The organism is Rossellomorea orangium (genome assembly GCF_019334305.1).
In the GTDB taxonomy this organism is placed as follows: domain Bacteria; phylum Bacillota; class Bacilli; order Bacillales; family Bacillaceae_B; genus Rossellomorea.
Genome location: NZ_JAHWGH010000002.1, coordinates 63755 through 87333, shown reverse-complemented (window position 1 = coordinate 87333; position 23579 = coordinate 63755). Strand labels below are relative to the sequence as shown.

Below are 23579 nucleotides of genomic sequence, written 5' to 3'. Positions count from 1 at the left end.
TCTAACCTTCAGGGCTTTATATTTCTATTATAAATTCTCATAGTTTGAGTATTTCTTTGATCGTTTCTTCAATGTACTGGATGCCAGTGGTGAAAGATACAACTGACCCGTTGTGATAACAAGAGATTTATATGAACCCTTCGCGAGATTGCAAAGGTTTTTATCTTTCGTTTTTAAAAAATGTTGGATTTCCTCTGAAAATTGAACGGTGTCTCTATCAATAATGGCTATGATTTCATCTGTACGTACCATGACATCTTCTCCAACATGTATGTACAAGGTAACACCTCATTTCAGTCTTTTCATGGATCCGGCTTCCACTTCAAAAGTAGTCGCCTCGTTTAAGGTTTGATGATCAATACCATCCACATTGGTCGTGGTCACAAAGGTTTGAACTTTCCCCTGGATGGTATTTAATAAGTGGGACTGACGATAATCATCCAGTTCGGATAAGACATCATCCAGAAGTAAGATGGGATATTCCTTAATTTCAGAGTGAATCAGCTCGATTTCTGCAAGCTTAACCGAGAGGGCTGTTGTCCGCTGCTGCCCCTGTGATCCGAATGTTTGAACATCCCGGTCATTCACAATGAATTGAAGATCATCCCGATGGGGACCGACCAGGGTCACACCACGATCGATTTCCCGCTCCCGTATATCATTGAATTTCTGCTCATATATATCTACCATTTTTGACCATTCTTGATTATCTGATACATCCAATGACGGTTTATATACGATTTCCAACGTTTCAAGGTTTCTTGAGATCCCTGAATGAATCGGTTTAGCCCAACTTTCCAGAAGCTGAACGAATTCAAATCGTTTCTTCGTGATTTTCACTGCCATTTCAATGAACTGTTCGGTCAGGACATCAAGCATGGTCTGGTCTTTTTGCTTTCTCGTCTGCAATTGTTTCAAATAATGGTTCCGCTGCTGTAATATTTTCTGATAAAGGCTAATATCATGTAAATAAACAGGAGAAACCTGACCGATTTCCATATCGATAAAGCGACGCCTCACTTGAGGGCTCCCTTTGACCAAATGAAGATCTTCAGGTGCAAACATGACAACATTCATATTCCCGACATATTGACTCAATTTAGACTGTTCAAGGTGATTGCTTTTCGCTTTTTTCCCCTTTTTAGACAGGACCAGCTCTAAAGGCAATGCACCATTATACTTTTGAATCCTACCTTTTATTTTAGCATATTCCTGATCCCAACGGATTAAATCTTTATCATTTGAGGTCCGGTGGGATTTAGCCATTGCCAGAACGTAGATCGACTCCATGATATTGGTTTTCCCCTGGGCATTTTCTCCGAGAATGACGTTCACTTTATTCTCGAAACTCACGTCGATGGATTCGTAATTCCGGTAGTTTCTTAATTCTAATTGTTCAATGTACATGGACATAACACCCTTTATTATTCTCCGGCAACCACAAAGACCCCTACTTCAGGTATTTCAACTTTGTCACCAACCGTAAGTTTTCTCCCTCTTCGTTGGTCTTGTTCCCCGTTTATGTATACTTCATATTCACTTAAGAACCATTTCGCCATACCGCCGGACTGAATCACTTCAGCAAGCTTCAGGAATTGTCCCAATGTGATGATTTCTGTTCCGATGGTGATCTCTTTCGCCACTAAAATCACTACTTTCCGTATAAAGTCTCTAATATCTTATTTTACTCTAAATGGAGTTAAGTCACAACTAACGAAAAATGGATAGGGTAGTGCTAGTTGATTTCTGCTACAGATGCTCGCTTTCCGCGGGGCTGGCGGTGAGCCTCCTCGGCTTTCGCCTGTGGGGTCTCACCTGTCCAGCGTTTCCCGCAGGAGTCGAGCATCTGCAGCGAGAATCAACTTATGAATCATGTTTCTTTAACCAGTTTAAAGAAAAACCTCAAATCCAATACGTAAAGATCCTTTTATTTAACCTAAAATTTAAAAAGCCAACACCTGAACGTTTCGAAGGTGTTGGCTTTTTAGGTTTTTAGTACGTCCTTACCGGAAGGATCAACTGAAGAATGGAATCATCGTGAAGCGGCTTCAGTACGAACGGTCTCATCGCTCCTGTGAAGTTCACATAGATTTCGGTCCCTTCAATCGCTTTTAGGGCATCCATCATATATTTCGCACTGAAGGAGATTTTCAGTTCTTCTCCCTCGATGGATTGACTTTGCACCTGCTCGATTACTTTACCGATTTCCGGTGTGTTGGAGGAAATTTCAATGACGCCACCATCCATAGTAGAAAGTTTGACGACATTATTACGTCCTTCTCTCGCAAGCAGCGATGCACGATCGATCGCTTGTAAAAATTCTTTTGTATTTAAAGTCAATTCTGTTTTCGTGTCTGAAGGAATCAGTCGGCTTGTATCAGGATAATTCCCTTCTAATAGTCTTGAGAAGAATAATAGGTGCTTTGCCTTGAATAGCACTTGATTTTCCGTAATGACGATTTCTACAGGCTCATCCGTATCATCAAGGATCTTATTCAACTCATTCAAGCTCTTTCCTGGAATGACAATATTGTAAGATGCATCGTGATTCGTTTCAATCGGTGCTTTTCTCATGGCCAGTCTGTGACTGTCTGTTGCAATACAGCTCAGTTCCCCGTTTTCAATCTGGCAGTTTACACCTGTCAAGATAGGGCGTGTTTCTGAGGTGGACACTGCGAATACCGTTTGTCTGATCATCGTTTTTAGAAGATCGGTTGAAACTTTAATACCGTTCCCTTCTTCGATTTGTGGAAGATGCGGGTACTCTTCTGGATCCAAGCCATTTAAATTAAATTCGGCCTGACCTGAACGAATAACGGTCTGGAAGTGATTTTGAACTTCAATTTCCACTGTATCTTTCGGTAATTTCTTCACGATTTCACTAAAGAACTTGGCTTGAAGAACAATTCCTCCGGTTTCCATGATTTCTACAATTTCCGAACCTTCTTCTTCATTGGGAATGAAAGACTCGATTGAAATATCGGAATCACTTCCCGTTAAAGTGACACCGTCTTCTGTTGCAATGATTTTAATTCCAGTAAGAATGGGAATCGTCGTTCTTGATGTTACAGCTTTCATGACATCCTGGACACTTTGCACTAAATGATCCCTTTGAATAACGAATTTCATGATTTATTCCTCCAATTTGCACATAATTTTTTGGACTGAATCATATACTAATAATTTATTTAAAAAATAGTAATAGAAGTAGTAGGGCCTGTTGATATGTGGATAAGTGTGTGAATCGAACGTAAACACAGCCTATCCACATGTGGACAGACTGTGTGCTAGTAAGACTCAGTTATTCACATTATCCAATTAGGGTGTGTATGAAATCAGCCCTTTAAAGATTCGCGAATTTCCTTCAATTGCTGCTGAAGAAGTGCATCAGTTCCAAGTAATGTACTGATCTTCTCATGAGCATGGATGACGGTGGTGTGATCTCTTCCGCCAAATTCTTCCCCGATCTTAGGGAGGGAGGAATCCGTCATTTCCCTGGATAGATACATGGCGATCTGTCTAGGGAACGCAATCGACTTTGTTCGTTTCTTTGCTTTAAAGTCCTCCAGCTTCACGTTGAAATGCTCACCAACGACACGCTGGATTTCCCCAATGGTAATGGCTCTCGGCTTGGAGCTCGGAATGATATCTTTCAACGCTTCAGCCGCAAGATCTGCATTGATGTCTTTATTTATAAGAGATGAGTACGCGACGACACGGATCAGTGCGCCTTCTAACTCACGAATGTTGGAATCGATTTGATTAGCTATATAAAGCATGGCTTCATTAGGGATATCGAGCCCTTCAGCCTTCGCTTTTTTCCGTAAGATGGCAATTCTCGTCTCGAGGTCTGGAGGTGTGATATCTGTTATCAATCCCCATTCAAATCGAGAACGAAGTCTGTCTTCAAGTGTCGGAATCTCTTTCGGTGGCCGGTCACTTGAAATGACAATCTGCTTGCTTTCTTCATGTAACGTATTAAAAGTATGGAAAAATTCCTCTTGCGTTTGTTCTTTCCCTGCTAAAAATTGAATATCATCAATCAATAAAACATCGACATTACGATATTTATTGCGGAAATCAACTGCTTTATTGTCCCTGATGGAGTTAATGAATTCGTTTGTGAATTTTTCAGATGATAGATAAACCACTTTCGCTGCGGGATTATGTTCCAGTACATAATGACCGATGGCGTGCATTAAGTGGGTTTTTCCAAGACCTACTCCCCCATAAATAAACAAGGGATTATAGGCTTTTGCAGGTGCCTCAGCCACGGCCAAAGAAGCGGCATGGGCAAACCGGTTGCCCGAACCGATAACAAACGTGTCAAACGTGTATTTAGCGTTCAGCATGTTTTGATTGATATCCTGCTGATCGTCATCTTTCATCGACTTTGGCGGTATTTGGATATCAAACTCTTCCGGCTCCTGATTTTGGGGAATGATAAATTTCACGACTAATTCTTCGCCCGTAATATCATACAAAACCCCTGAGATTAGCTGTGAGTAACGACCTTCCAGCCAATCTCTAGCAAATTCATTTGGAGCTGTGATCACAAGGGTGTCCCCTTGAATGGAATGGGCCTTAGTGGATTTCAGCCAAGTATCAAAACTCGGTTTGCTGATTTTTTTTTCGATATTTTCTAAGGCCTTGCTCCAAAGATCCCCGATATTCTCCAATCCTGATCCCTCCTTTTCTTGTTTTTGTATAACGTCTGTACAACCATTACGTGCTATGCATTCCCTTAGCAGTTGTTATTTTTATAAATATACAAAGTGCTGAATGTGGAAATATATATAATAAGGAAAGAAAATGGGTTTTCGACAATATCCACCACTTGTGGACAACGTTTTACAAACCCTCTGTATAAGTTACCCACATGATATCCACATTTTGTGGATAAGTTATTTATGTGAACCCGGTTATCAAGAGTGAAAACACAATAATCATATCAAAATATCCTTAGTGGTGCAATGCTTTTTAAATTTTATCCACAACCCCCATCCCTTGTGGAATGTTTTTGTCCACAACCCAAGAACTTGTGAAAAAGTTGTCAATATGTGTTGTGGATAATTTAAAACTATGTCGAATCCTATCCACAGGCAGGTTGAATAGAAAATGGGGATAGGGTTTGTAGAAGGAAAATGGGAATAGAAAATATCGAGGTGTGTGGTGAGGAATCTTAAAATTCATCGTTTATAACCAAAGGACTGGTTGATAAAAGTTTTAGACGGAGCGAGTAGTGGTTGGTTTCCGCTCCAATCAACTTTGCAAGCGTGCACTTTATCTGATATTTGAAAAGTGGAGGTGATCCAATTAGGAGATTTTTCTGTTTCTATATGAATAGGAGGAATTTTTAAATTCTGATCCACGCTTTGTTATAAAAGAATAGACTTTAGAGATGCCTTTTGCCTATTGTTGAAGTTATAACTCTAAAAAGCCTTGGTTTGTAAAATTTATTGCTCTGTTCTTTGATCTTTCTTATGGATTGGAAGGAGATTTGCGAGACTCCTGCGGAAAAACGTGCTGGGAAAGACCCCGCAGCGAATGCGAGGAGGCTTGCCCGCTCGTCCGCGGAAAGCGAGCGTAATCTCCTTCCAATCCAGCACCCCACCAGTAGAACAGTGCAGTGAACGAACGATGAAGAAATAAGTGTTTTTTAAAATGCTGGTGAAACAACACTTCAAAAGAAAAATAATCTGAGTGTTGACTTTTTATGGGTACCGTCTTTATAATAGTGAGGAATGTCTTTAACTTTTTAAAGATATCCTTCAGGGAGGTGTCATAGATGAAAAGAACGTTTCAACCAAATAATCGCAAAAGAAAAAAGAATCACGGTTTCCGTGCACGTATGAGCTCTAAAAACGGACGCAATGTTTTAGCTCGCCGTCGCAGCAAAGGAAGAAAAGTATTATCTGCCTAGACCACTGAACTGACTCAGTGGTCTTTTTTTTCCTTTCCACTAAGTAAATAATCGATTTGGCTCGTTCGTATTTTGATTTACCGTAAAAAGAACTTATAATTTCATATGGATGAGCCAATAATGTCGAGGTTAGATAAAGTCAAATTTGAAAAAATAGGTGTGGTCCATGCGGAAAGAGCAAAGAGTAAAGAAGAATAAAGAGTTTCAGGAAATTTTTAAAAAAGGAACTTCTGTTGCGAATCGTCAGTTCGTCTTGTATCTATTAAAGAAGGAAGATCCTCAGCCCTTTCGAATTGGAATTTCCGTCAGTAAGAAAATCGGGAATGCTGTATGCCGGAATCAAATCAAGCGGTATGTGAGGCAGGTATTCCTGGAATTGCAAGATGAGGTTCACGATCAGTACGACTATCTTATCATCGCCAGGAAACCGGCGGCCGAAATGAATTTTCATGAGGTGAAGGGGAGTCTCACCCATGTTTTAAAAAGAGGAAAAGTATTGAAAAGGTCTTCTTATGGCAAATATGATAAGAAGAAGTCATAACATTTTGAGAGAATGACAGGTTTCGTCATCACAAGTCCCCGAAAAGATGTTACAATACGAGGGATTGTACTTTATTAGTACGGGATGATGGTACGTGTTTATATTTTATTTTTTGAAAGTTATTAGTTGGGAGGAAAATAAGGGTGAAAAAGAGAATTATAGCCTTAATGGGAATCATTGGGCTAATGGCTATTCTATCAGGGTGTACGGATTACAATAAGCCGATCACATCTGATAGCAGTGGAATCTGGAATGAATATATTGTCTATCCTTTATCACAATTAATTACAATGGTTGCAGATTTCATGGGTGGTTCCTATGGATTGGCGATTGTAATTGTTACGTTGCTTATCCGTACGGCCATCCTGCCATTGATGATTAAGCAAACGAAGAATTCAAAAGCCATGCAGGCACTACAACCTGAAATGAAGAAACTGCGTGAAAAATATAGCTCGAAAGATGCACAAACTCAGCAAAAGCTACAACAAGAAACGATGGCTTTATTCCAAAGTCACGGGGTGAACCCGTTAGCGGGTTGTTTCCCACTGATCGTTCAAATGCCGATCCTGATTGGTTTCTACCATGCAATCGTGAGAACACAGGAAATCAAAGCACATAACTTTTTATGGTTTGATCTTGGTAATCCTGATCCATACTATATCTTACCTTTAGTAGCAGGTTTAACGACGTTCATCCAACAAAAGCTTATGATGGCAGGTACGGCGAATCAAAATCCGCAAATGGCGATGATGCTTTATATCATGCCGGTCATGATCATCATTTTTGCGATTAACTTCCCTGCAGCTCTATCCCTTTACTGGGTAGTCGGGAATCTATTTATGATTGCACAGACCTACTTCATTAAGGGACCTGAGATCAAAGAAGCGCAAGCAGTCAAAGCTGGTGGGAATTCGGGAGGAAAGAAAAAGTGAGAGAAGTAGAAGCGACTGGTCAAACGGTGGAAGAAGCCATTGAATCAGCCTTGTCTCAACTGAATATCACCAAAGAAGAAGCAGAAATTGACATCATTGATCAAGGTAAAAAAGCATTATTCGGATTGTTCGGTGGAAGACCGGCACATGTTCGTGTGAAGAAATCGATCGACCCTGTAAATGAAGCGAAAGAGTTTCTTTTATCTGTTGCACGCGATATGGGTGTGGAAGCGACCATCGAAGTGAAGAGAGATGGAAGAGATGTGGAGTTCAATATTTCCGGTGAAAAAATGGCTCTCTTAATCGGAAAGAGGGGACAAACGTTGAATGCCCTTCAACATTTGTCACAATTGGTTGCCAACCGGGTATCTGGCCAGTTCATCACCATTCTGTTAGACGCGGAGAACTACCGCGAAAGACGGAAGGAAACGCTGACAACCTTAGCTGAACGCCTGGCAGATAAGGCATTACGCACAAATCGTTCCGTTTCATTGGAACCAATGCCTTCTTATGAACGAAAAGTGATTCATACAGCATTAGTGGATTCCAAAAGGGTCGATACCCATTCTGAAGGCAGAGAACCTAACCGATATATTGTCATTGCGCCAAAATAATGAAAGACGATTCCTTTCGGGGGATCGTTTTTTTTTATTGGTATGGAAGCTGGCGCAAGTTGTCATATTTTGTAGAAAGGCAGATATCATTAGAGCATACTCATTTCCAGTATTTGATCTCTTACATCTTTCCCACCTCCTGCCGATTCTTATTTTCATCCCGGTTTATTGTTATTCACATGTGGATAAGTTAAAATAATAGAGATGAGAGGTTATCTTTGTGGATAACATTGGCGACGAACAGAAGGTTTCCTTTCTTTAGTATTATTACGGATTGTGATATTCTAATAATTTGGGGAAACGTTGCTTTCTACTATACATTTTATATAAATAGATCAGCTATAAGAGAGGTGAATATAATGGAGTTCGATACAATTGCAGCCATATCCACTCCGATGGGAGAGGGAGCAATCGCCATCGTGCGTTTGAGCGGAGATCATGCATTTGATATCGGTGATAAAGTCTTTAAGGGAATGAAAGGGAGCTCAATGAAGGAATTCGCTTCCCATACCATTCATTATGGACATATTGTCGATCCTGACACCGAACAGGTGGTGGAAGAAGTGATGGTGTCTGTTATGAGGGGGCCGAAGACGTTCACCCGTGAAGATATTATCGAGATCAACTGCCATGGAGGACTTGTGTCAGTCAATAAAGTATTGCAGCTTGTGTTGAAGAACGGGGCAAGACTTGCAGAGCCGGGAGAATTCACGAAGCGTGCTTTCCTGAATGGCCGAATCGATCTTTCCCAGGCGGAAGCCGTGATGGATCTCATTCGTGCGAAAACGGACAGGGCCATGAATGTAGCCCTTAATCAAATGGAAGGCCGCCTTTCCAATTTGATTCGTAAGCTTCGTCAGGAAATTCTCGAAACCCTCGCCCATGTGGAAGTGAATATCGATTACCCGGAGTATGATGATGTGGAAGAAATGACGCACAACGTGCTGTTGGAGAAATCCAGAAACGTCCGGGATGAAATAGACCGCTTGATCCGCACATCCGAACAAGGGAAGATCCTGAGAGAAGGACTTTCAACCGTGATCATCGGTCGGCCGAATGTAGGGAAATCTTCCCTTCTGAACAGTCTTGTTCATGAAAATAAAGCCATTGTAACGGATATCCCGGGTACAACGCGTGATGTGATCGAGGAATATGTCAATGTAAGAGGCGTTCCATTGCGCCTTGTTGATACGGCAGGGATCCGGGAAACCGAAGACATCGTTGAGAGGATTGGCGTGGAACGCTCCAGGCAAGTGCTGAAGGAAGCGGATCTAATCCTCCTCGTACTCAACTATGCAGATGAATTAACGTTTGAAGATGAGCAGTTGTTTGAAGCGGTGAGAGGGATGGACGTCATTGTCATCGTGAACAAAACGGATCTGCCTCAGAAGATTGATATAGATAAGGTAAGGAATCTTTCCGAGAATCACCAGCTGGTGACGACGGCTTTACTGGAGGAACAGGGAATAGACGAACTGGAAGAAGCCATTTCTTCTTTATTCTTTGCAGGATCCATCGAAGCGGGGGATATGACGTATGTATCCAATAGTCGTCATATCGCTTTACTCAATCAAGCGTCTCTTGCGATCAACGAAGCAATAGACAGTGTAGAAATGGGAACACCGATCGATATCGCTCAGATCGACTTGACGAGAACATGGGAGCTGTTAGGTGAAATCATCGGGGACAGCGTTCATGAAAGTCTGATTGATCAGCTGTTTTCTCAATTCTGCTTAGGAAAATAAACACTATTATATGTGGACTTAACGTCCTACAAGGAGGAAATAACAAACCATGCAATATGACGCAGGGCAATATGATGTCATTGTCATTGGTGCTGGCCATGCCGGAGTTGAAGCGGGACTTGCTTCTGCACGTATGGGAGCGAAAACGTTAATGGTCACCATTAACTTGGATATGGTCGCCTTTATGCCGTGTAATCCATCTGTCGGTGGACCGGCCAAAGGAATCGTTGTAAGGGAAATCGACGCACTCGGTGGAGAGATGGGTCGTAATATAGATAAGACGCATATCCAAATGCGGATGTTGAATACAGGAAAGGGTCCTGCTGTACGTGCATTACGGGCACAGGCGGATAAATTCCTGTATCAGCATGAAATGAAACGAACAATTGAAAATGAACCGAACATGACCCTCTTGCAGGGAATGGTCGAGGAATTGATCATTGAAGATGATGAGTGCAAAGGTGTCGTGACGATGACCGGCGCTGCCTATCGTGCCAAGACCGTTGTCATCACAACAGGTACATTCCTGCGTGGTGAAATCATTTTAGGGGACCTGAAATATTCAAGCGGACCTAATAACCAACAGCCTTCCATCAGACTATCTGATCATCTGCATGAGCTGGGCTTCGATACGGTTCGTTTCAAGACCGGTACACCACCACGTGTGAATAGCTCAACGATCGACTATTCAAAAACTGAAATTCAACCGGGTGATGACGTTCCCCGTGCGTTCAGTTATGAAACGACCAAATACATCACGGATCAACTGCCATGCTGGCTGACGTATACGAATGAATATACTCATCAATTAATCGATGATAATCTTCATCGTTCGCCGATGTATTCAGGCATGATCAAGGGAACTGGACCGCGATACTGTCCTTCAATAGAAGATAAAGTCGTGCGTTTCCACGATAAGCCGCGTCATCAGATCTTCCTCGAGCCTGAAGGGAAAAATACGCAGGAAGTATACGTGCAAGGATTATCTACGAGTCTTCCTGAAGATGTGCAGCAAAAAATCCTGCAGACGATACCTGGTCTTGAAAACGTACAAATGATGCGTGCCGGATATGCCATTGAATATGATTCCATCGTACCGACACAATTATGGCCGACGCTTGAAACGAAAAAGATCAAGAACCTTTATACGGCAGGACAGATCAATGGGACATCAGGTTATGAAGAAGCAGCTGGTCAAGGGTTGATGGCCGGGATCAATGCCGCATGCCGTGCCCTTGATAAAGAAGAAGTCATCTTAAGTCGTTCTGATGCTTATATCGGAGTTCTGATCGATGACCTGGTGACGAAAGGGACGAACGAACCGTATCGTCTTCTTACTTCACGTGCGGAATATCGCTTGTTGCTTCGTCACGATAATGCTGATCTTCGCTTAACGGATATCGGTCATAGAATCGGTTTGATCTCAGATGATCGATATGAGCGCTTCTCAGCGAAGAAAGAAGCGATCTCTGCCGAGAAGGCACGGCTTGAGGCCATCCGCATTAAGCCGACTGAAGAAACCCAAAGTGTCATTCGTGATGCAGGGGGAAGTGAGCTGAAAGACGGGATACTGGCAGCGGACCTTCTGAAGCGGCCTGAAATGAATTATAGTCATATTAAGTCACTCGTCCCAAGTGAAATCGAACTTGATCCCGATGTAGAGGAACAAGTGGAGATTCAAGTGAAATACGAGGGCTATATTGAAAAATCCCTTCAACAGGTCGATAAAATGAAAAAGATGGAAAATAAACGAATTCCTGAGAACATTGATTACAGTGCGATCAGCGGTTTGGCTTCTGAAGCAAGACAGAAATTGATCGAGGTCCAGCCTCTTTCCCTTGCACAGGCGTCCCGTATTTCAGGCGTGAATCCTGCAGACGTATCCATTCTGATGGTCTACATTGAACAGGGCAAAATCGCCAAGGTTTCCGGTGATCAATAGAGGTAAAGGAAGGATAATTTCATGAACGTAAATGAATTTCAATCAATGCTCGAGGAGAAGGGGATTTCCCTATCTTCTCAGCAATTACAACAGTTTGAGCGCTATTACGAATTGCTGGTTGAATGGAATGAAAAGATGAATCTGACGGCGATCACTGAAAAAGAGGATGTCTACTTAAAGCATTTTTACGATTCGGTCAGTGCAGCCTTTTATGTTGATTTCACAGAAGTTCAATCCCTTTGTGATGTTGGGGCGGGTGCCGGGTTTCCGAGTATTCCACTTAAGATTTGCTTCCCGCACCTGCATATCTCAATTGTTGATTCCTTGAACAAGCGCATCACATTTTTAAATCATTTATCGGACGAGTTAGGACTTGAAAACACGAATTTTTATCATGACCGTGCCGAGACATTTGGAAAAAATAAGGCACATCGTGAAAAATATGATATGGTTACAGCAAGAGCCGTAGCGAGAATGTCCGTCTTAAGTGAATTATGCCTTCCCCTTGTGAAAAAGGGCGGATCCTTTGTCGCCATGAAAGCTTCCAATGTGAATGAAGAGCTGTCGAACGCAAAGAAAGCGATTGGAACGCTTGGTGGACAAACGGACAAAATGTATTCGTTCCTTCTTCCGGAAGAGGAAAGCGAGCGTAATATCGTGAAAATCAACAAAGTGAAAGAAACACCTAACAAATATCCCAGAAAACCTGGGACACCCAATAAATTACCGTTAGAATAGTAAGGTCATCCTCCTGCCTTTGTGGGCTATCGTATAACCGACGACTTTAAGAGGCAGGAACTTGACCTGATTTAGAGAATATTAATTAAGGGAGTTTCTTAAAGGTGGTGTAGGAAGATGAAGCATCCTTTCTCTCGTTTTTTTGGCCTAGGTGAAAAGGAGCAAGATGTTGAATCTGAAGAGTCGAATGTAGTGGAAGAAGATCGAGATGAAGTGAGGAAGATACCTGTCTCACAAATCGTCCCGAACCGCTTTCAACCAAGGACTGTGTTTAATGATGAAAAGATAGAAGAGTTATCACGAACGATACACACTCATGGCATTATCCAACCGATCGTGGTGAGACAATACGATGATGACCAGTTTGAAATCATTGCGGGAGAACGACGTTACAGAGCCGTTCAAAAGCTTGGCTGGGAAACGGTTCCGGCGATTGTTAAGAATCTGAATGATACAGAAACAGCTTCTGTTGCATTAATCGAGAACTTACAAAGAGAAGAGCTCTCTCCTATTGAAGAGGCAATCGCATATGGAAAACTGTTGGAGTTACATGATCTAACTCAAGAAGCCCTTGCTCAACGCTTAGGAAAAGGACAATCAACTGTGGCGAACAAGCTTCGTCTCCTAAAGCTTCCAGAAGAAATTCAATCAGCCTTATTAGATAAACGAATCACAGAACGTCACGCCAGGGCTTTGATTCCTTTAAAGAATCCGGAAAAGCAAATACAGCTCCTTCAAGAGATCATTGAAAAGAGTTTGAATGTCAAACAGACCGAAGACCGGGTTGTGAAGATGCAAGAAGGGACGAATCAGAAGCCGAAGCCTAAACGCAAGGCATTCAGCAAGGATATGAGGATTGCTGTGAATACAATCCGCCAATCCCTGTCCATGGTGTCCGATAGCGGAATCAATCTCGATTCAGAAGAAGAAGAGCATGAGGAATTCTATCAATTCACCATTCGTATTCCAAAAAAAAAATAGATTAGCAGATTAAAAGTGAGAAACGGTGTGGTTTCTCACTTTTTTGGTGCAAAAGAGGCGAGAAGGTCAGTAAATCATATTCTCCAATATATGGAGATACCCGTCTTTTTTGAAAAATTGACAGACAATTATCAAGGAATTTTGATAGAATAGAAGAATACTGTAAAAAATAAAGTCAATTTCAGGAAGTCAAAAGGTAGGTGACAACCTTGGGCAGAATTGTAGCCGTTACAAACCAAAAAGGCGGGGTGGGAAAGACCACGACATCCGTCAATTTGGGGGCTTGTTTAGCTTATATAGGGAAAAAGGTTTTACTCGTAGATATCGATCCTCAAGGAAACGCCACGAGTGGTGTCGGTGTGGAAAAAGGCGATGTACAACAGTGCATCTATGATGTGTTAGTGGATGATGTAGACGTTAAAGACACCATCAAACAATCAAAGGTAGAGAACTTATCCATTGTCCCTGCAACCATTTCACTCGCTGGAGCGGAGATTGAACTGGTCCCGACCATATCCCGTGAAGTGCGTCTGAAGAAAGCACTGGAGAGGGTTAAAGACGAATTTGATTATATCATCATTGACTGTCCCCCATCACTTGGCCTTCTGACCATCAATGCATTAACTGCATCAGATGCCGTCGTCATTCCGGTTCAGTGCGAATACTACGCACTTGAAGGGTTGAGCCAGCTGTTGAGCACGGTCCGTTTAGTACAGAAGCATCTGAATCATGACCTTATGATCGATGGAGTGTTGTTAACCATGTTGGATGCCAGAACCAACCTTGGAATCCAGGTCATCGAAGAGGTTAAGAAATATTTTCAAGACAAAGTGTATCGCACAATTATCCCACGTAATGTTCGTTTAAGTGAAGCACCCAGTCATGGTGAACCGATTATCATTTATGATGCTAAATCAAGGGGAGCAGAAGTTTATTTAGAACTAGCAAAGGAAGTGGCGGCGAATGGCTAAAGGTTTAGGAAAGGGCATCAATGCCCTCTTCACCAATATGCAAACAACTCAAAATGAAGAATCCGTTCAGGAAGTGAGCCTGAAAGAAATAAGGCCCAATCCCTACCAGCCACGTAAAATCTTTGAGCCACAGGCCATCGAAGAGTTGAAAGAATCGATCCTGGAGCACGGGATCCTTCAACCAATCATTGTCCGTAAATCCATCAAGGGGTATGAGATTGTCGTTGGTGAGCGTCGGTATCGTGCAGCGACAGCAGCTAAATTAGAAACGGTCCCTGTCGTTGTCCGTGAGCTGAACGATCAACAAATGATGGAGCTAGCGGTCCTTGAGAACCTTCAACGGGAGGATCTGACCCCCATCGAAGAGGGAGCAGCTTATCAAATGCTCATGGATAAACTGAAGCTTACTCAGGAAGAATTGGCCAAACGATTAGGGAAGAGCAGGCCACATATCGCAAATCATATCCGTTTACTCTCCCTGCCGACACCCGTTCAGGAACTCCTGTCCGAAGGGAAGTTATCAATGGGACATGGACGTGCCCTGCTTGGGTTGAAGAACAAAAAGAATTTATCACCGGTTGTGAACCGCATACTGAAAGAATCGCTCAATGTTCGTCAGTTAGAGAAAATCATCCAAGAATTGAATGAGAATGTTCCACGTGAAACAAAGAAATCCGAGCGAAAAGACGTCTTTATACAAGAACAGGAATCTCTTCTTCGCGAACGTTTCGGTACCACGGTCACGATTAAACAATCGAAGAAAAAAGGGAAAATCGAACTCGAATTCTTCTCGAAAGAAGATCTGGATCGGATTCTGGAATTACTTCAGTAGTGAAAAAGGGAATGGGACTGTCTTGATTGGTATGCTTCATACCGTGTTAAGACAGTCCTCTTCCATATGTTACACATAAAAACTATTCTTCGGGAAATAAACATAAGGGGAAAACGTCATGGTACTATTAGGAACGCTTGTTAATGGGGTATGTATTATTATCGGGACCCTCCTTGGGAAGATCCTGCACCGCATACCAGAAGATATGAAGGGGACCGTCATGAAAGCGATAGGGCTCGCTGTCATCGTTCTTGGTTTACAGATGGGTCTGAAAAGTGAAAACTTTCTCATTGTGATCATCTCTCTTGCCCTTGGTGCTGCCTGGGGAGAGTGGATGAATCTTGAGGACAGACTGAATGCTTTAGGGAACTGGTTGGAGAAGAAGCTTGGCAGCAAGAAAGAAACCTCGATCTCCCAAGGTTTTGTAACAGCGACCCTGATTTTTGTTATTGGGGCCATGGCCGTGATCGGTGCACTGGATAGTGGTATCAGGGGAGATCATGACGTTCTTTTGACTAAATCGATCATTGATGGTTTCACTTCACTGATACTAACGACGACACTTGGGATTGGTGTCATGTTTTCTGCTATCCCTGTCGTTCTTTATCAAGGTTTTATCGCCTTATTTGCTACGCAGATTCACCAATGGGTGCCTCAAGAGTTGATGGATGCCTACATTGTCGAAATGACCTCGACCGGAGGGATCATGATTTTTGCGATCGGACTTAATCTCCTCGGTGTAACAAAAATCAGGGTCGCCAATTTACTTCCGGGTATTATAGTGGTGGGCATCGTCGTCGGAATCATTCACGCATACCAGATATATATGTAATCATAAAGGGAGATGACGTGAGTCCGTCATCTCCCTTCTTTTATTGCTGCAATTCTTCCCGCCATTTTTCAATGCTTACGGCATTTCGCCGTTCCACTGAATCACCTGCCAGCACAATGGCTTCGGCAATCGTCTTGGCCATTTTCATAACGAGGTTCAATCGTGTATTTTGCAATACAAAGAACTCCATAAATCCACTGACATTCACGATCCCTGTCAGATGGATCTCACCGACCTCGGGTAACTCCTTATTCACTCCGGCACCCGGCTTCAAGGGACCTTCATTTAACTGAATGGCTCCTACGCTCTTTAACCGGCCGAGACAGGCATCTACACCGATGATAAAGGGATTGATATGTTTAGCTGAAATTTCCTTGAGCTTCTCTTCAAGATTGACAGCATGAATCGGATCATCCAGTGTTCCGTACACATGGAATGGTTTAATATCCTGTTCCTCTATCAAGGTACCAACCAGAGGCCCTAATGAATCCCCTGTCGACCGGTCTGTACCGATACAGACAAATACGATGGGTCTTGTACGATAATAAGTGGGAAGCATCGACGACAATTGAACGGAAAGCTCCTGTGCCGCACCCGCCTCCTGGTGAAGGACTCTATAGGGTTCAGGTCTTCGTTCAAATAATCCTTTTTTCAGATTCATCGCTTCCACTCCTTTAGATGTGTTCAAAGGGGTGACCTTTGAGTCGCCGGCCCCTTATCCCACAGTCAAATTTTTAAGTATTATCAGTATACGGACGATTTCTTTTTTTCATACATAATATGGTCGGATTTTTCATAAAATAAAAATTTTCTAGAAACTATTCTTTATGAGGTTATATCTACACAAGGAGAGGGAAAGTTGATAAAATAAGGAATACTTCTTATTGAATGATAAGTGGAGGTTCGATATATGAGTGCGAAAGATAATAAAGTTGATGAAACCATTGAAACGATAAAAAATAGTCCAGCTGCCCAAAAGATTATAGATAATGAAATGTGGATCGCACTTGGTACAGGTGCTGTAAAAATTATCGCCATTATGGTGATTACTTATATCGCTTTAAGAGTAGGTCGGTCAGCAATCCGAAACGTATTCAAGGTACGATCACGATCCCCTTTGAAATTTACGGAGCGACGGGAAACCACTTTATCAAAACTCTTAGAAAATGTGCTAACCTATGTGATTTACTTCATTAGTTTGATGACAATCTTATCGACCCTTGAAATCGATGTAAAAGGACTCATCGCCGGTGCCGGAATTGTCGGCCTTGCCGTCGGTTTCGGGGCACAGAATCTCGTCCGTGATATCATCACCGGTTTCTTTATCATTTTCGAAGATCAATTTTCAGTGGGCGATTACGTGCGTATCGGTTCTGCTGAGGGATCCGTAGAAGAAATTGGGTTACGCACGACAAAGATTAAAAGCTGGACCGGGGAACTTCATATCTTCCCTAACGGAAACATTACGGAAGTAACGAATTTCTCCGTCCATAATAGTATTGCGGTTGTGGATGTGAGCATTGCGTACGAAGAAAATATAGAAGAAGCTGAAAAAGTGATGCAGGAGCTTCTCCTTTCCTTGCCTCAAAAATATGAGGACCTGGTGAATCCACCCGAGCTGCTGGGGGTCCAGACTCTTGGAGCGTCTGATGTCGTTATCCGAATCGTCGCTGAAACGGTTCCAATGAGACACTGGTATATGGCCAGGATGATACGTAAAGAAGTGAAACTTTGCCTGGATGCGCATGGTATCGAAATTCCATTCCCTCGTATGGTAATGTATTCACGTAAAGATGAAGAAGAGATTCACCCGCGTGAAGAGAAACAAAGAAGACTTGAAAGCGAATGAGGAGGAATAGGTAGTGGAGCCAAAGACTTTCACCTTAAATGATATTGTCGAAATGAAAAAACCTCATCCATGTGGTACGAACCGCTGGAAAGTGATCCGTATGGGGATGGATATTCGCATCAAGTGTGTCGGGTGCGGTCACAGTGTCATGATCCCCAGAAAAGATTTTGCAAAGAAGATGAAAAAAGTCATTTCAAGCGGTGAAGAAGAATAAGTATTCTTTTTTTACCCATAATCCCTTTGACCTAATCCATCTTGCGCCCTAAATAGTGTCGCCTCAGAGCATTCAGTCGTTTCTAAATGATTGAGTGCTTTTTTTATGGCGTATTTTCTGCGGGAGCCTGTAAGCATCACTTGTCTTTTCCCTCTATTATCTCTATAATTGTGAAAGGTTCGACCGATTACGTGTTTTTCAATCTTAAAGGTTTTTTTAATAGATAAGAATATATGAGGAGTGACCAAAATGGCATTAACAGCTGGTATTGTTGGACTACCCAACGTCGGGAAATCCACTCTATTCAACGCAATTACAAAAGCAGGTGCAGAATCTGCCAACTACCCTTTCTGTACCATCGATCCTAACGTAGGAATCGTAGAGGTTCCAGATCACCGTCTTGATAAATTAACGGAACTTGTAGACCCGAAGAAGACAGTTCCTACTGCTTTCGAATTCACCGATATTGCCGGGATTGTAAAAGGGGCGAGTAAAGGTGAAGGATTAGGGAATAAATTCCTATCCCATATCCGTCAGGTGGATGCGATCTGTCAGGTTGTCCGTTGTTTCGCGGATGATAATATCACACACGTATCCGGAAAAGTGGATCCGATTGCGGATATTGAAGTCATCAACCTTGAATTGATCCTCGCTGACCTTGAAACGGTTGATAAGCGAATTACGAGAGTTCAGAAAATGGCGAAACAAAAAGACAAAGAAGCGGTATTTGAGCACGACATCCTTGTGAAAATCAAAGAAGCCTTGGAAGCAGAACAGCCAGCCCGTACAGTCGAGTTCTCGGATGAGCAAATGAAGCTTGTGAAACAGCTGCACTTACTGACTTCCAAGCCTGTATTATATGTAGCAAACGTAAGTGAAGACGAAATCGCGGATCCTTCTGATAACGAATATGTTCAGAAAGTACGTGAATTTGCAAAAGACGACAACGCAGAAGTGATCGTGGTCTGCGCGAAGATCGAATCTGAAATCGCTGAACTTGATGATGAAGAAAAGGCGATGTTCCTTCAGGAATTAGGAATTGAAGAATCTGGCCTTGATCAGCTGATTCGCGCTACCTATTCCCTATTGGGACTTGCTACGTACTTCACAGCAGGTGTCCAGGAGGTCCGTGCCTGGACGTTCCGCGAAGGTATGAAAGCCCCTCAATGTGCCGGAGTCATCCACACCGACTTCGAAAGAGGATTCATCCGCGCCGAAACCGTTTCTTACGATGACCTAGTCGCAGCCGGAACTATGGGAGCAGCCCGCGAAGCAGGAAAAGTACGTCTCGAAGGTAAAGAATACCTGGTAAAAGACGGAGATATCATCCACTTCCGTTTTAATGTGTAAGTTTATCTGAAATTCATCTAACCTTTGTGTTTAAAATGTTGTGCTGTATTCCGAAAGAATCAGTTAGGGCTGGTGGTTAGTATTAACCAAAGATGAGAGTGAAATGAACTTTGGCTCATTTAGAGACAATTATTTTCTTAAACTTGTATTAGATCTATTTCAGTTATAGCCCACACTCATAGTTGATTGTAACGGAAGGTGCTCGACTCCTGCGGGAATAGCGGGAAAGTTGAGACCCCGCAGGGCAAAGCCCGAGGAGGCTCAACTCACGCCCCGCGGAAAGCGAGCACCTGGAGTGGAAATCAACCAGCACTCGCTTTGTTTCAAGCAGATAAGTTTACTCTAAAAAGACTAGAATCCAATTCTAGTCTTTTTTTTACGTCATATTGCAATAATAGACATCCTATGCTATAATTTTATTTCGTGAGTAATGAACGCATTGCTCCTTGTTCTTTCACAAAGAAAGGACCGCATAGACCACGAGGAGGTGACATTAAGATGAGAAAGTACGAAGTTATGTACATTGTCCGCCCAAACATTGACGACGAGTCAAAGAAAGCAGTAGTTGAGCGTTTCGATAACGTTTTAACAACTAACGGCGCGGAAATCATCGAGTCAAAAGATTGGGGTAAACGTCGTTTAGCGTATGAAATCAACGATTTTCGCGATGGTTTCTATCAACTAGTTAAGATGAGCGCTACTTCTGATGCAGTTAACGAATTCGATCGTTTAGCTAAAATCAGCGATGATATTATCCGTCATATCGTTGTTAAAGAAGAAGAATAATCCGTACGTTTTTTAAGATATACACTTCTATCATCTGTTTCACGTGAAACAGTAAATTAGAAGGAAGGGGTTGATTCTGATGATGAACCGAGTTGTATTAGTAGGGCGTTTAACCAAAGACCCTGAATTAAAATATACTCCAAGTGGAGTGGCTGTTGCTTCGTTCACCCTGGCTGTCAATCGTAGTTTTACGAATCAATCAGGAGAACGGGAAGCAGATTTTATTAACTGCGTTGTATGGCGTCGCCCTGCAGAGAATGTAGCAAACTTTCTTAAAAAAGGCAGCTTAGCTGGCGTTGACGGTCGTATTCAAACACGTAATTTCGAAGGACAGGATGGACGCCGTGTGTTTATGACGGAAGTCGTAGCAGAAAGCGTTCAGTTCTTGGAACCGCGTAGTGCGAATCAAGGCGATCGTGGAGGAAGTCCGGGCTATTCGGGTGGAGGTCAACGTGACCAAGGAAATCCGTATAGTCAGAATCAGAATCAACAGCGCAACAACAATAACAACAACTATACACGTGTAGATGAGGATCCATTCGCGAATGACGGTCAGCCGATCGACATTTCCGATGATGATCTGCCATTCTAAACGAACGATATCAAACCTAACAAGATAGGAGGCGAAACAAATGGCAGGAGGACGTAGAGGTGGACGTAGACGCCGTAAGGTATGCTACTTCACAGCAAACGGAATTACACATATCGATTTCAAAGATGTTGATCTTCTTAAGAAATTCGTATCTGAACGTGGAAAGATTCTTCCACGTCGTGTAACTGGAACGAACGCTAAGTACCAACGTAAGTTGACTCGTGCGATCAAACGCGCTCGTACAATGGCATTACTTCCATACGTTACTGGTGAATAATTTCATCGATTGAAAAAGCAGCAGAGACTTGTCTCTGCTGCTTTTTTATGTCTATTAACTTACGGATTTTCCCCCGGCTATAAAGAATTACAGAAAAATGTCGATGAATAAGAGTGTATACATAGAGGCTTTTTGTCGTAAAAGGGGGAATTTCGTTGAAGAAAAAGAGAAACAAAATGAAGACAGACCGCAAGAAGGGTTTTATTTTTTCATCCATCAGAATGAAGCTTATTGTCATCATCTCTATTTTATTTATGGTTTCCTTGGCTGTCATCATCTCTATTACCAGCTGGCAGACAAGAATGAAAACGGAGGATGAAGTCATCAGTCAGACTAAGGGAATTGTGGGAGAACTCAATAATTCCGTACAGCTGTTCCTTGGACAGTACGAAAAGAGTATCGATCAATATTCTATCTCAAATTCTTTGAAGGACTATGCAAAGGCACAGATGCAAAAAGATCAGGAAGCCGCTGATACGGAGCTATACGCTAATATCCAGTCAGACTTTGATAATTATCTGAGTCTATATGAAGAAGCCACTTCCATCTATTTTGCATCACCAAACAAGAAGTTGAAAATCGTTCCTTCTGTATCACTGCCAAGCGACTTTGATCCCACGAGCAGGGATTGGTATAAAAACGCTGCAGAAGCAAAGGCCGGTGTCGTTTGGAGTGAACCATATGTAGACACGGCAACGGAAGAATACATCATTACAGCTTCAAGAGCGATTGTATCCGAAAATAAAGTAGTCGGTGTACTGGGTGTGGATATCAATTTATCCAAACTTACCGACAGGGTCTCCAAAATGGAGATTGGGTATAACGGCTACCCGTTTTTAATCGGTCTTGACGGTACGGCCATTGTCCATCCTACCAAGCGTGGTGAGAATCTTTCTACGTTACCTTTCATCAGCAAAATGCTGAAATCAGAAAAAGAATCGGACACGATCCGATATGAGCTGGAAGGCGATAAAAAAGTATTGGTATACAGTACAGTTCCAAAAACGAACTGGAAAGTGGGATCCGCTTATAGTATGGAAGATCTCATCCAATCCTCGAAAGACATTGAACGCTTACTTCTTATTACAGCGCTTGTTACATTGGTTATCATGCTCATATTGGTTGTCATTGTAGCCAATATGATGACAAAACCGATTAAAAACCTTCAAAAAACGGTCACAAACGTTTCGTCAGGTGATTTGTCCATTCAATCTTCAATCAAAACGAAAGATGAAACAGGTTTACTGGCGATGGATTTAAATAAGATGATCCTGAATATGAAAGAGACAATTAAAGTGGTTCAGGCATCGATTTATAACGTGCGTGAGTCCGCGGAAGGCTTGAGTGCTGTATCGGAAGAGACGAATGCATCCAGTGAAGAAATGGCACGTGCCGTTTCTGAAATTGCGAGCGGTGCCTCTCAGTCAGCAGCTGACTCAGACCGTGCCCACCATCAGACAGAGCAGCTTGGCACCAGGATTGATGGGGTGTATGAAAAGTCTAAAGCGATGTCTCAACTAGCTGGTCAGGCCGATGAAATGAACCAATCCGGTTTAAACCAGGTAAAAGAATTAGAAAATGCCTACCATTCTTCAAGTGAGTATATCGCATCCATGGAGAAAGTCATTATTAGCCTGGAAGCAAAAGTGAAAACGATTGAATCAGTGATGGGGACAATCACTGAAATCTCGTCCCAAACGAATCTGCTTGCCCTTAATGCGAGCATTGAAGCCGCAAGAGCCGGTGAACACGGCAAAGGGTTCGCTGTGGTGGCAGAGGAAGTACGTAAGCTTGCAGACCAGTCGGTAAAGGCAACGGAAGAAGTAAAGCGTACAATTGTTGAAATTCAACAGGGATCTAACCAGGCAGTGGATGAAATGGTGAAAACGAAAGAAACATTCGAGGTTCAAAGTGATGTGATTCAAAAGACGAATCACGTATTCGATCAAACTTCACACCTCATGAAGTCCATGCAGCGTGAAATCGAGAATATGTATAACGAAGTAGGCCAGATCAACCTTGAAAAAGATGAAGTGGTCAACGTCATTCAAATGATGGCTGCAACAGCCGAACAAACAGCCGCTTCCTGCGAGGAAATGAGTGCTTCGACAGAAGAGCAGGTCAGGGCCGTTCAATCCGTTACAGAAGCGGCTGAACGCCTGACGGACTTAAGCCAGGAACTTCAAACATCGATCGAACAATTTAAAATATCATAGTTGCGATAGAGGGTGGCCCGACACTGCCATTCTTTATCTACTACGTATACTCCTTTTTAAAGTGAGTGCATACTAGAGTAGATGGAGAATGTAGCATTGTTGAGAGGGCTTCCCTCTTTTTTGTCAAAATAAAGATGATAAACGATCATAGTCATCGATCCTCAAATTTTGACACAAGTTTATCGGAAAGCGGCACAAGTTCTCCAAAAAGCACCCACCCGTCGCAGTCACGATAGGCTTGTCA

Annotated in this window: 24 protein-coding genes and 1 pseudogene; 19 read left to right on the top strand and 6 right to left on the bottom strand. The window is 42.5% G+C overall.

Features of this window, described 5'->3' with window-relative positions; translation table 11 throughout:
- Positions 1–27: 27 nt before the first annotated feature.
- The 5 genes from remB to dnaA all read right to left on the bottom strand — a co-directional run bounded on the left by remB (position 28) and on the right by dnaA (position 4679).
- A complete protein-coding gene (gene remB, locus KYJ26_RS01400; RefSeq protein WP_219165578.1) occupies positions 28–279 on the bottom strand; it encodes an extracellular matrix regulator RemB in 252 nt (83 codons plus the stop codon).
- Between the two features lie 9 nt (positions 280–288).
- Positions 289–1407 (bottom strand): DNA replication/repair protein RecF, encoded by a 1119-nt coding sequence (gene recF / locus KYJ26_RS01395; protein WP_219165577.1) that lies wholly within the window; start codon positions 1405–1407, stop codon positions 289–291.
- A 17-nt stretch (positions 1408–1424) separates the two neighbouring features.
- Positions 1425–1643 carry a S4 domain-containing protein YaaA gene (gene yaaA / locus KYJ26_RS01390; RefSeq protein ID WP_206858297.1) on the bottom strand — a complete coding sequence of 73 codons (219 nt, stop codon included), beginning with the start codon at positions 1641–1643 and terminating at the stop codon, positions 1425–1427.
- 349 nt (positions 1644–1992) lie between these two features.
- Positions 1993–3129, bottom strand: coding sequence for a DNA polymerase III subunit beta (dnaN, locus tag KYJ26_RS01385; RefSeq protein ID WP_219165576.1), 1137 nt, complete (start codon positions 3127–3129; stop codon positions 1993–1995).
- A 206-nt stretch (positions 3130–3335) separates the two neighbouring features.
- Positions 3336–4679: a chromosomal replication initiator protein DnaA gene (gene dnaA / locus KYJ26_RS01380; RefSeq protein WP_219165575.1), complete on the bottom strand. Its 1344-nt coding sequence runs from the start codon at positions 4677–4679 to the stop codon at positions 3336–3338.
- A gap of 1109 nt (positions 4680–5788) precedes the next feature.
- On the opposite strand from dnaA, the gene rpmH reads away from it, so the two are divergent.
- The 11 genes from rpmH to KYJ26_RS01325 all read left to right on the top strand — a co-directional run bounded on the left by rpmH (position 5789) and on the right by KYJ26_RS01325 (position 16051).
- Positions 5789–5923, top strand: coding sequence for a 50S ribosomal protein L34 (gene rpmH / locus KYJ26_RS01375; RefSeq protein ID WP_034764748.1), 135 nt, complete (start codon positions 5789–5791; stop codon positions 5921–5923).
- Between the two features lie 166 nt (positions 5924–6089).
- Positions 6090–6464 (top strand): ribonuclease P protein component, encoded by a 375-nt coding sequence (gene rnpA, locus KYJ26_RS01370; protein WP_206858308.1) that lies wholly within the window; start codon positions 6090–6092, stop codon positions 6462–6464.
- Positions 6465–6607: 143 nt separating this feature from the next.
- Positions 6608–7396: a YidC family membrane integrase SpoIIIJ gene (gene spoIIIJ / locus KYJ26_RS01365; protein WP_219165574.1), complete on the top strand. Its 789-nt coding sequence runs from the start codon at positions 6608–6610 to the stop codon at positions 7394–7396.
- A complete protein-coding gene (gene jag / locus KYJ26_RS01360; protein WP_219165573.1) occupies positions 7393–8010 on the top strand; it encodes an RNA-binding cell elongation regulator Jag/EloR in 618 nt (205 codons plus the stop codon). The genes spoIIIJ and jag overlap by 4 nt, the downstream gene beginning before the upstream one ends.
- Positions 8011–8369: 359 nt before the next feature.
- A complete protein-coding gene (gene mnmE, locus KYJ26_RS01355; RefSeq protein WP_219165572.1) occupies positions 8370–9755 on the top strand; it encodes a tRNA uridine-5-carboxymethylaminomethyl(34) synthesis GTPase MnmE in 1386 nt (461 codons plus the stop codon).
- Between the two features lie 49 nt (positions 9756–9804).
- The gene (gene mnmG, locus KYJ26_RS01350) at positions 9805–11697 is read left to right on the top strand and encodes a tRNA uridine-5-carboxymethylaminomethyl(34) synthesis enzyme MnmG (RefSeq protein WP_219165571.1); all 1893 of its coding nucleotides are present in this window, start codon (positions 9805–9807) and stop codon (positions 11695–11697) included.
- A gap of 21 nt (positions 11698–11718) precedes the next feature.
- A complete protein-coding gene (rsmG, locus tag KYJ26_RS01345; protein WP_219165570.1) occupies positions 11719–12435 on the top strand; it encodes a 16S rRNA (guanine(527)-N(7))-methyltransferase RsmG in 717 nt (238 codons plus the stop codon).
- A 117-nt stretch (positions 12436–12552) separates the two neighbouring features.
- On the top strand, positions 12553–13416 hold the full coding sequence (gene noc / locus KYJ26_RS01340) for a nucleoid occlusion protein (protein ID WP_219165569.1): 864 nt from the start codon (positions 12553–12555) through the stop codon (positions 13414–13416).
- 209 nt (positions 13417–13625) lie between these two features.
- Entirely contained in the window at positions 13626–14387 is a 762-nt protein-coding gene (locus tag KYJ26_RS01335) for a ParA family protein (RefSeq protein WP_219165568.1), read from the top strand.
- Positions 14380–15219 (top strand): ParB/RepB/Spo0J family partition protein, encoded by an 840-nt coding sequence (locus KYJ26_RS01330; protein WP_219165567.1) that lies wholly within the window; start codon positions 14380–14382, stop codon positions 15217–15219. The genes KYJ26_RS01335 and KYJ26_RS01330 overlap by 8 nt, the downstream gene beginning before the upstream one ends.
- A gap of 118 nt (positions 15220–15337) precedes the next feature.
- On the top strand, positions 15338–16051 hold the full coding sequence (locus KYJ26_RS01325; RefSeq protein WP_219165566.1) for a DUF554 domain-containing protein: 714 nt from the start codon (positions 15338–15340) through the stop codon (positions 16049–16051).
- A gap of 40 nt (positions 16052–16091) precedes the next feature.
- On the opposite strand, the gene yyaC is transcribed toward KYJ26_RS01325, so the two are convergent.
- The gene (gene yyaC, locus KYJ26_RS01320; protein ID WP_219165565.1) at positions 16092–16712 is read right to left on the bottom strand and encodes a spore protease YyaC; all 621 of its coding nucleotides are present in this window, start codon (positions 16710–16712) and stop codon (positions 16092–16094) included.
- 333 nt (positions 16713–17045) lie between these two features.
- Here yyaC and KYJ26_RS01315 point away from each other — a divergent pair, with 333 nt between their 5' ends.
- From KYJ26_RS01315 to KYJ26_RS24315, 8 genes and pseudogenes are all read left to right on the top strand, one after another.
- Positions 17046–17900: a mechanosensitive ion channel family protein gene (locus tag KYJ26_RS01315; protein WP_257474835.1), complete on the top strand. Its 855-nt coding sequence runs from the start codon at positions 17046–17048 to the stop codon at positions 17898–17900.
- A 13-nt stretch (positions 17901–17913) separates the two neighbouring features.
- A complete protein-coding gene (locus KYJ26_RS01310) occupies positions 17914–18114 on the top strand; it encodes a DUF951 domain-containing protein (RefSeq protein WP_034764770.1) in 201 nt (66 codons plus the stop codon).
- 249 nt (positions 18115–18363) lie between these two features.
- Positions 18364–19464, top strand: coding sequence for a redox-regulated ATPase YchF (ychF, locus tag KYJ26_RS01305; RefSeq protein WP_219165563.1), 1101 nt, complete (start codon positions 18364–18366; stop codon positions 19462–19464).
- Between the two features lie 498 nt (positions 19465–19962).
- Complete coding sequence (gene rpsF / locus KYJ26_RS01300; RefSeq protein ID WP_034764776.1) at positions 19963–20250, top strand: 30S ribosomal protein S6; 288 nt, start codon at positions 19963–19965, stop codon at positions 20248–20250.
- A 79-nt stretch (positions 20251–20329) separates the two neighbouring features.
- Entirely contained in the window at positions 20330–20842 is a 513-nt protein-coding gene (gene ssb, locus KYJ26_RS01295) for a single-stranded DNA-binding protein (RefSeq protein ID WP_044340263.1), read from the top strand.
- A 40-nt stretch (positions 20843–20882) separates the two neighbouring features.
- Positions 20883–21119, top strand: coding sequence for a 30S ribosomal protein S18 (rpsR, locus tag KYJ26_RS01290; protein WP_034764780.1), 237 nt, complete (start codon positions 20883–20885; stop codon positions 21117–21119).
- 176 nt (positions 21120–21295) lie between these two features.
- Positions 21296–22387, top strand: a pseudogene (locus KYJ26_RS24320) (cache domain-containing protein); the annotation flags it as partial.
- Positions 22370–23335: a methyl-accepting chemotaxis protein gene (locus KYJ26_RS24315; RefSeq protein ID WP_374939745.1), complete on the top strand. Its 966-nt coding sequence runs from the start codon at positions 22370–22372 to the stop codon at positions 23333–23335. The pseudogene KYJ26_RS24320 and the gene KYJ26_RS24315, both read left to right, overlap by 18 nt.
- Positions 23336–23579 lie beyond the last annotated feature (244 nt).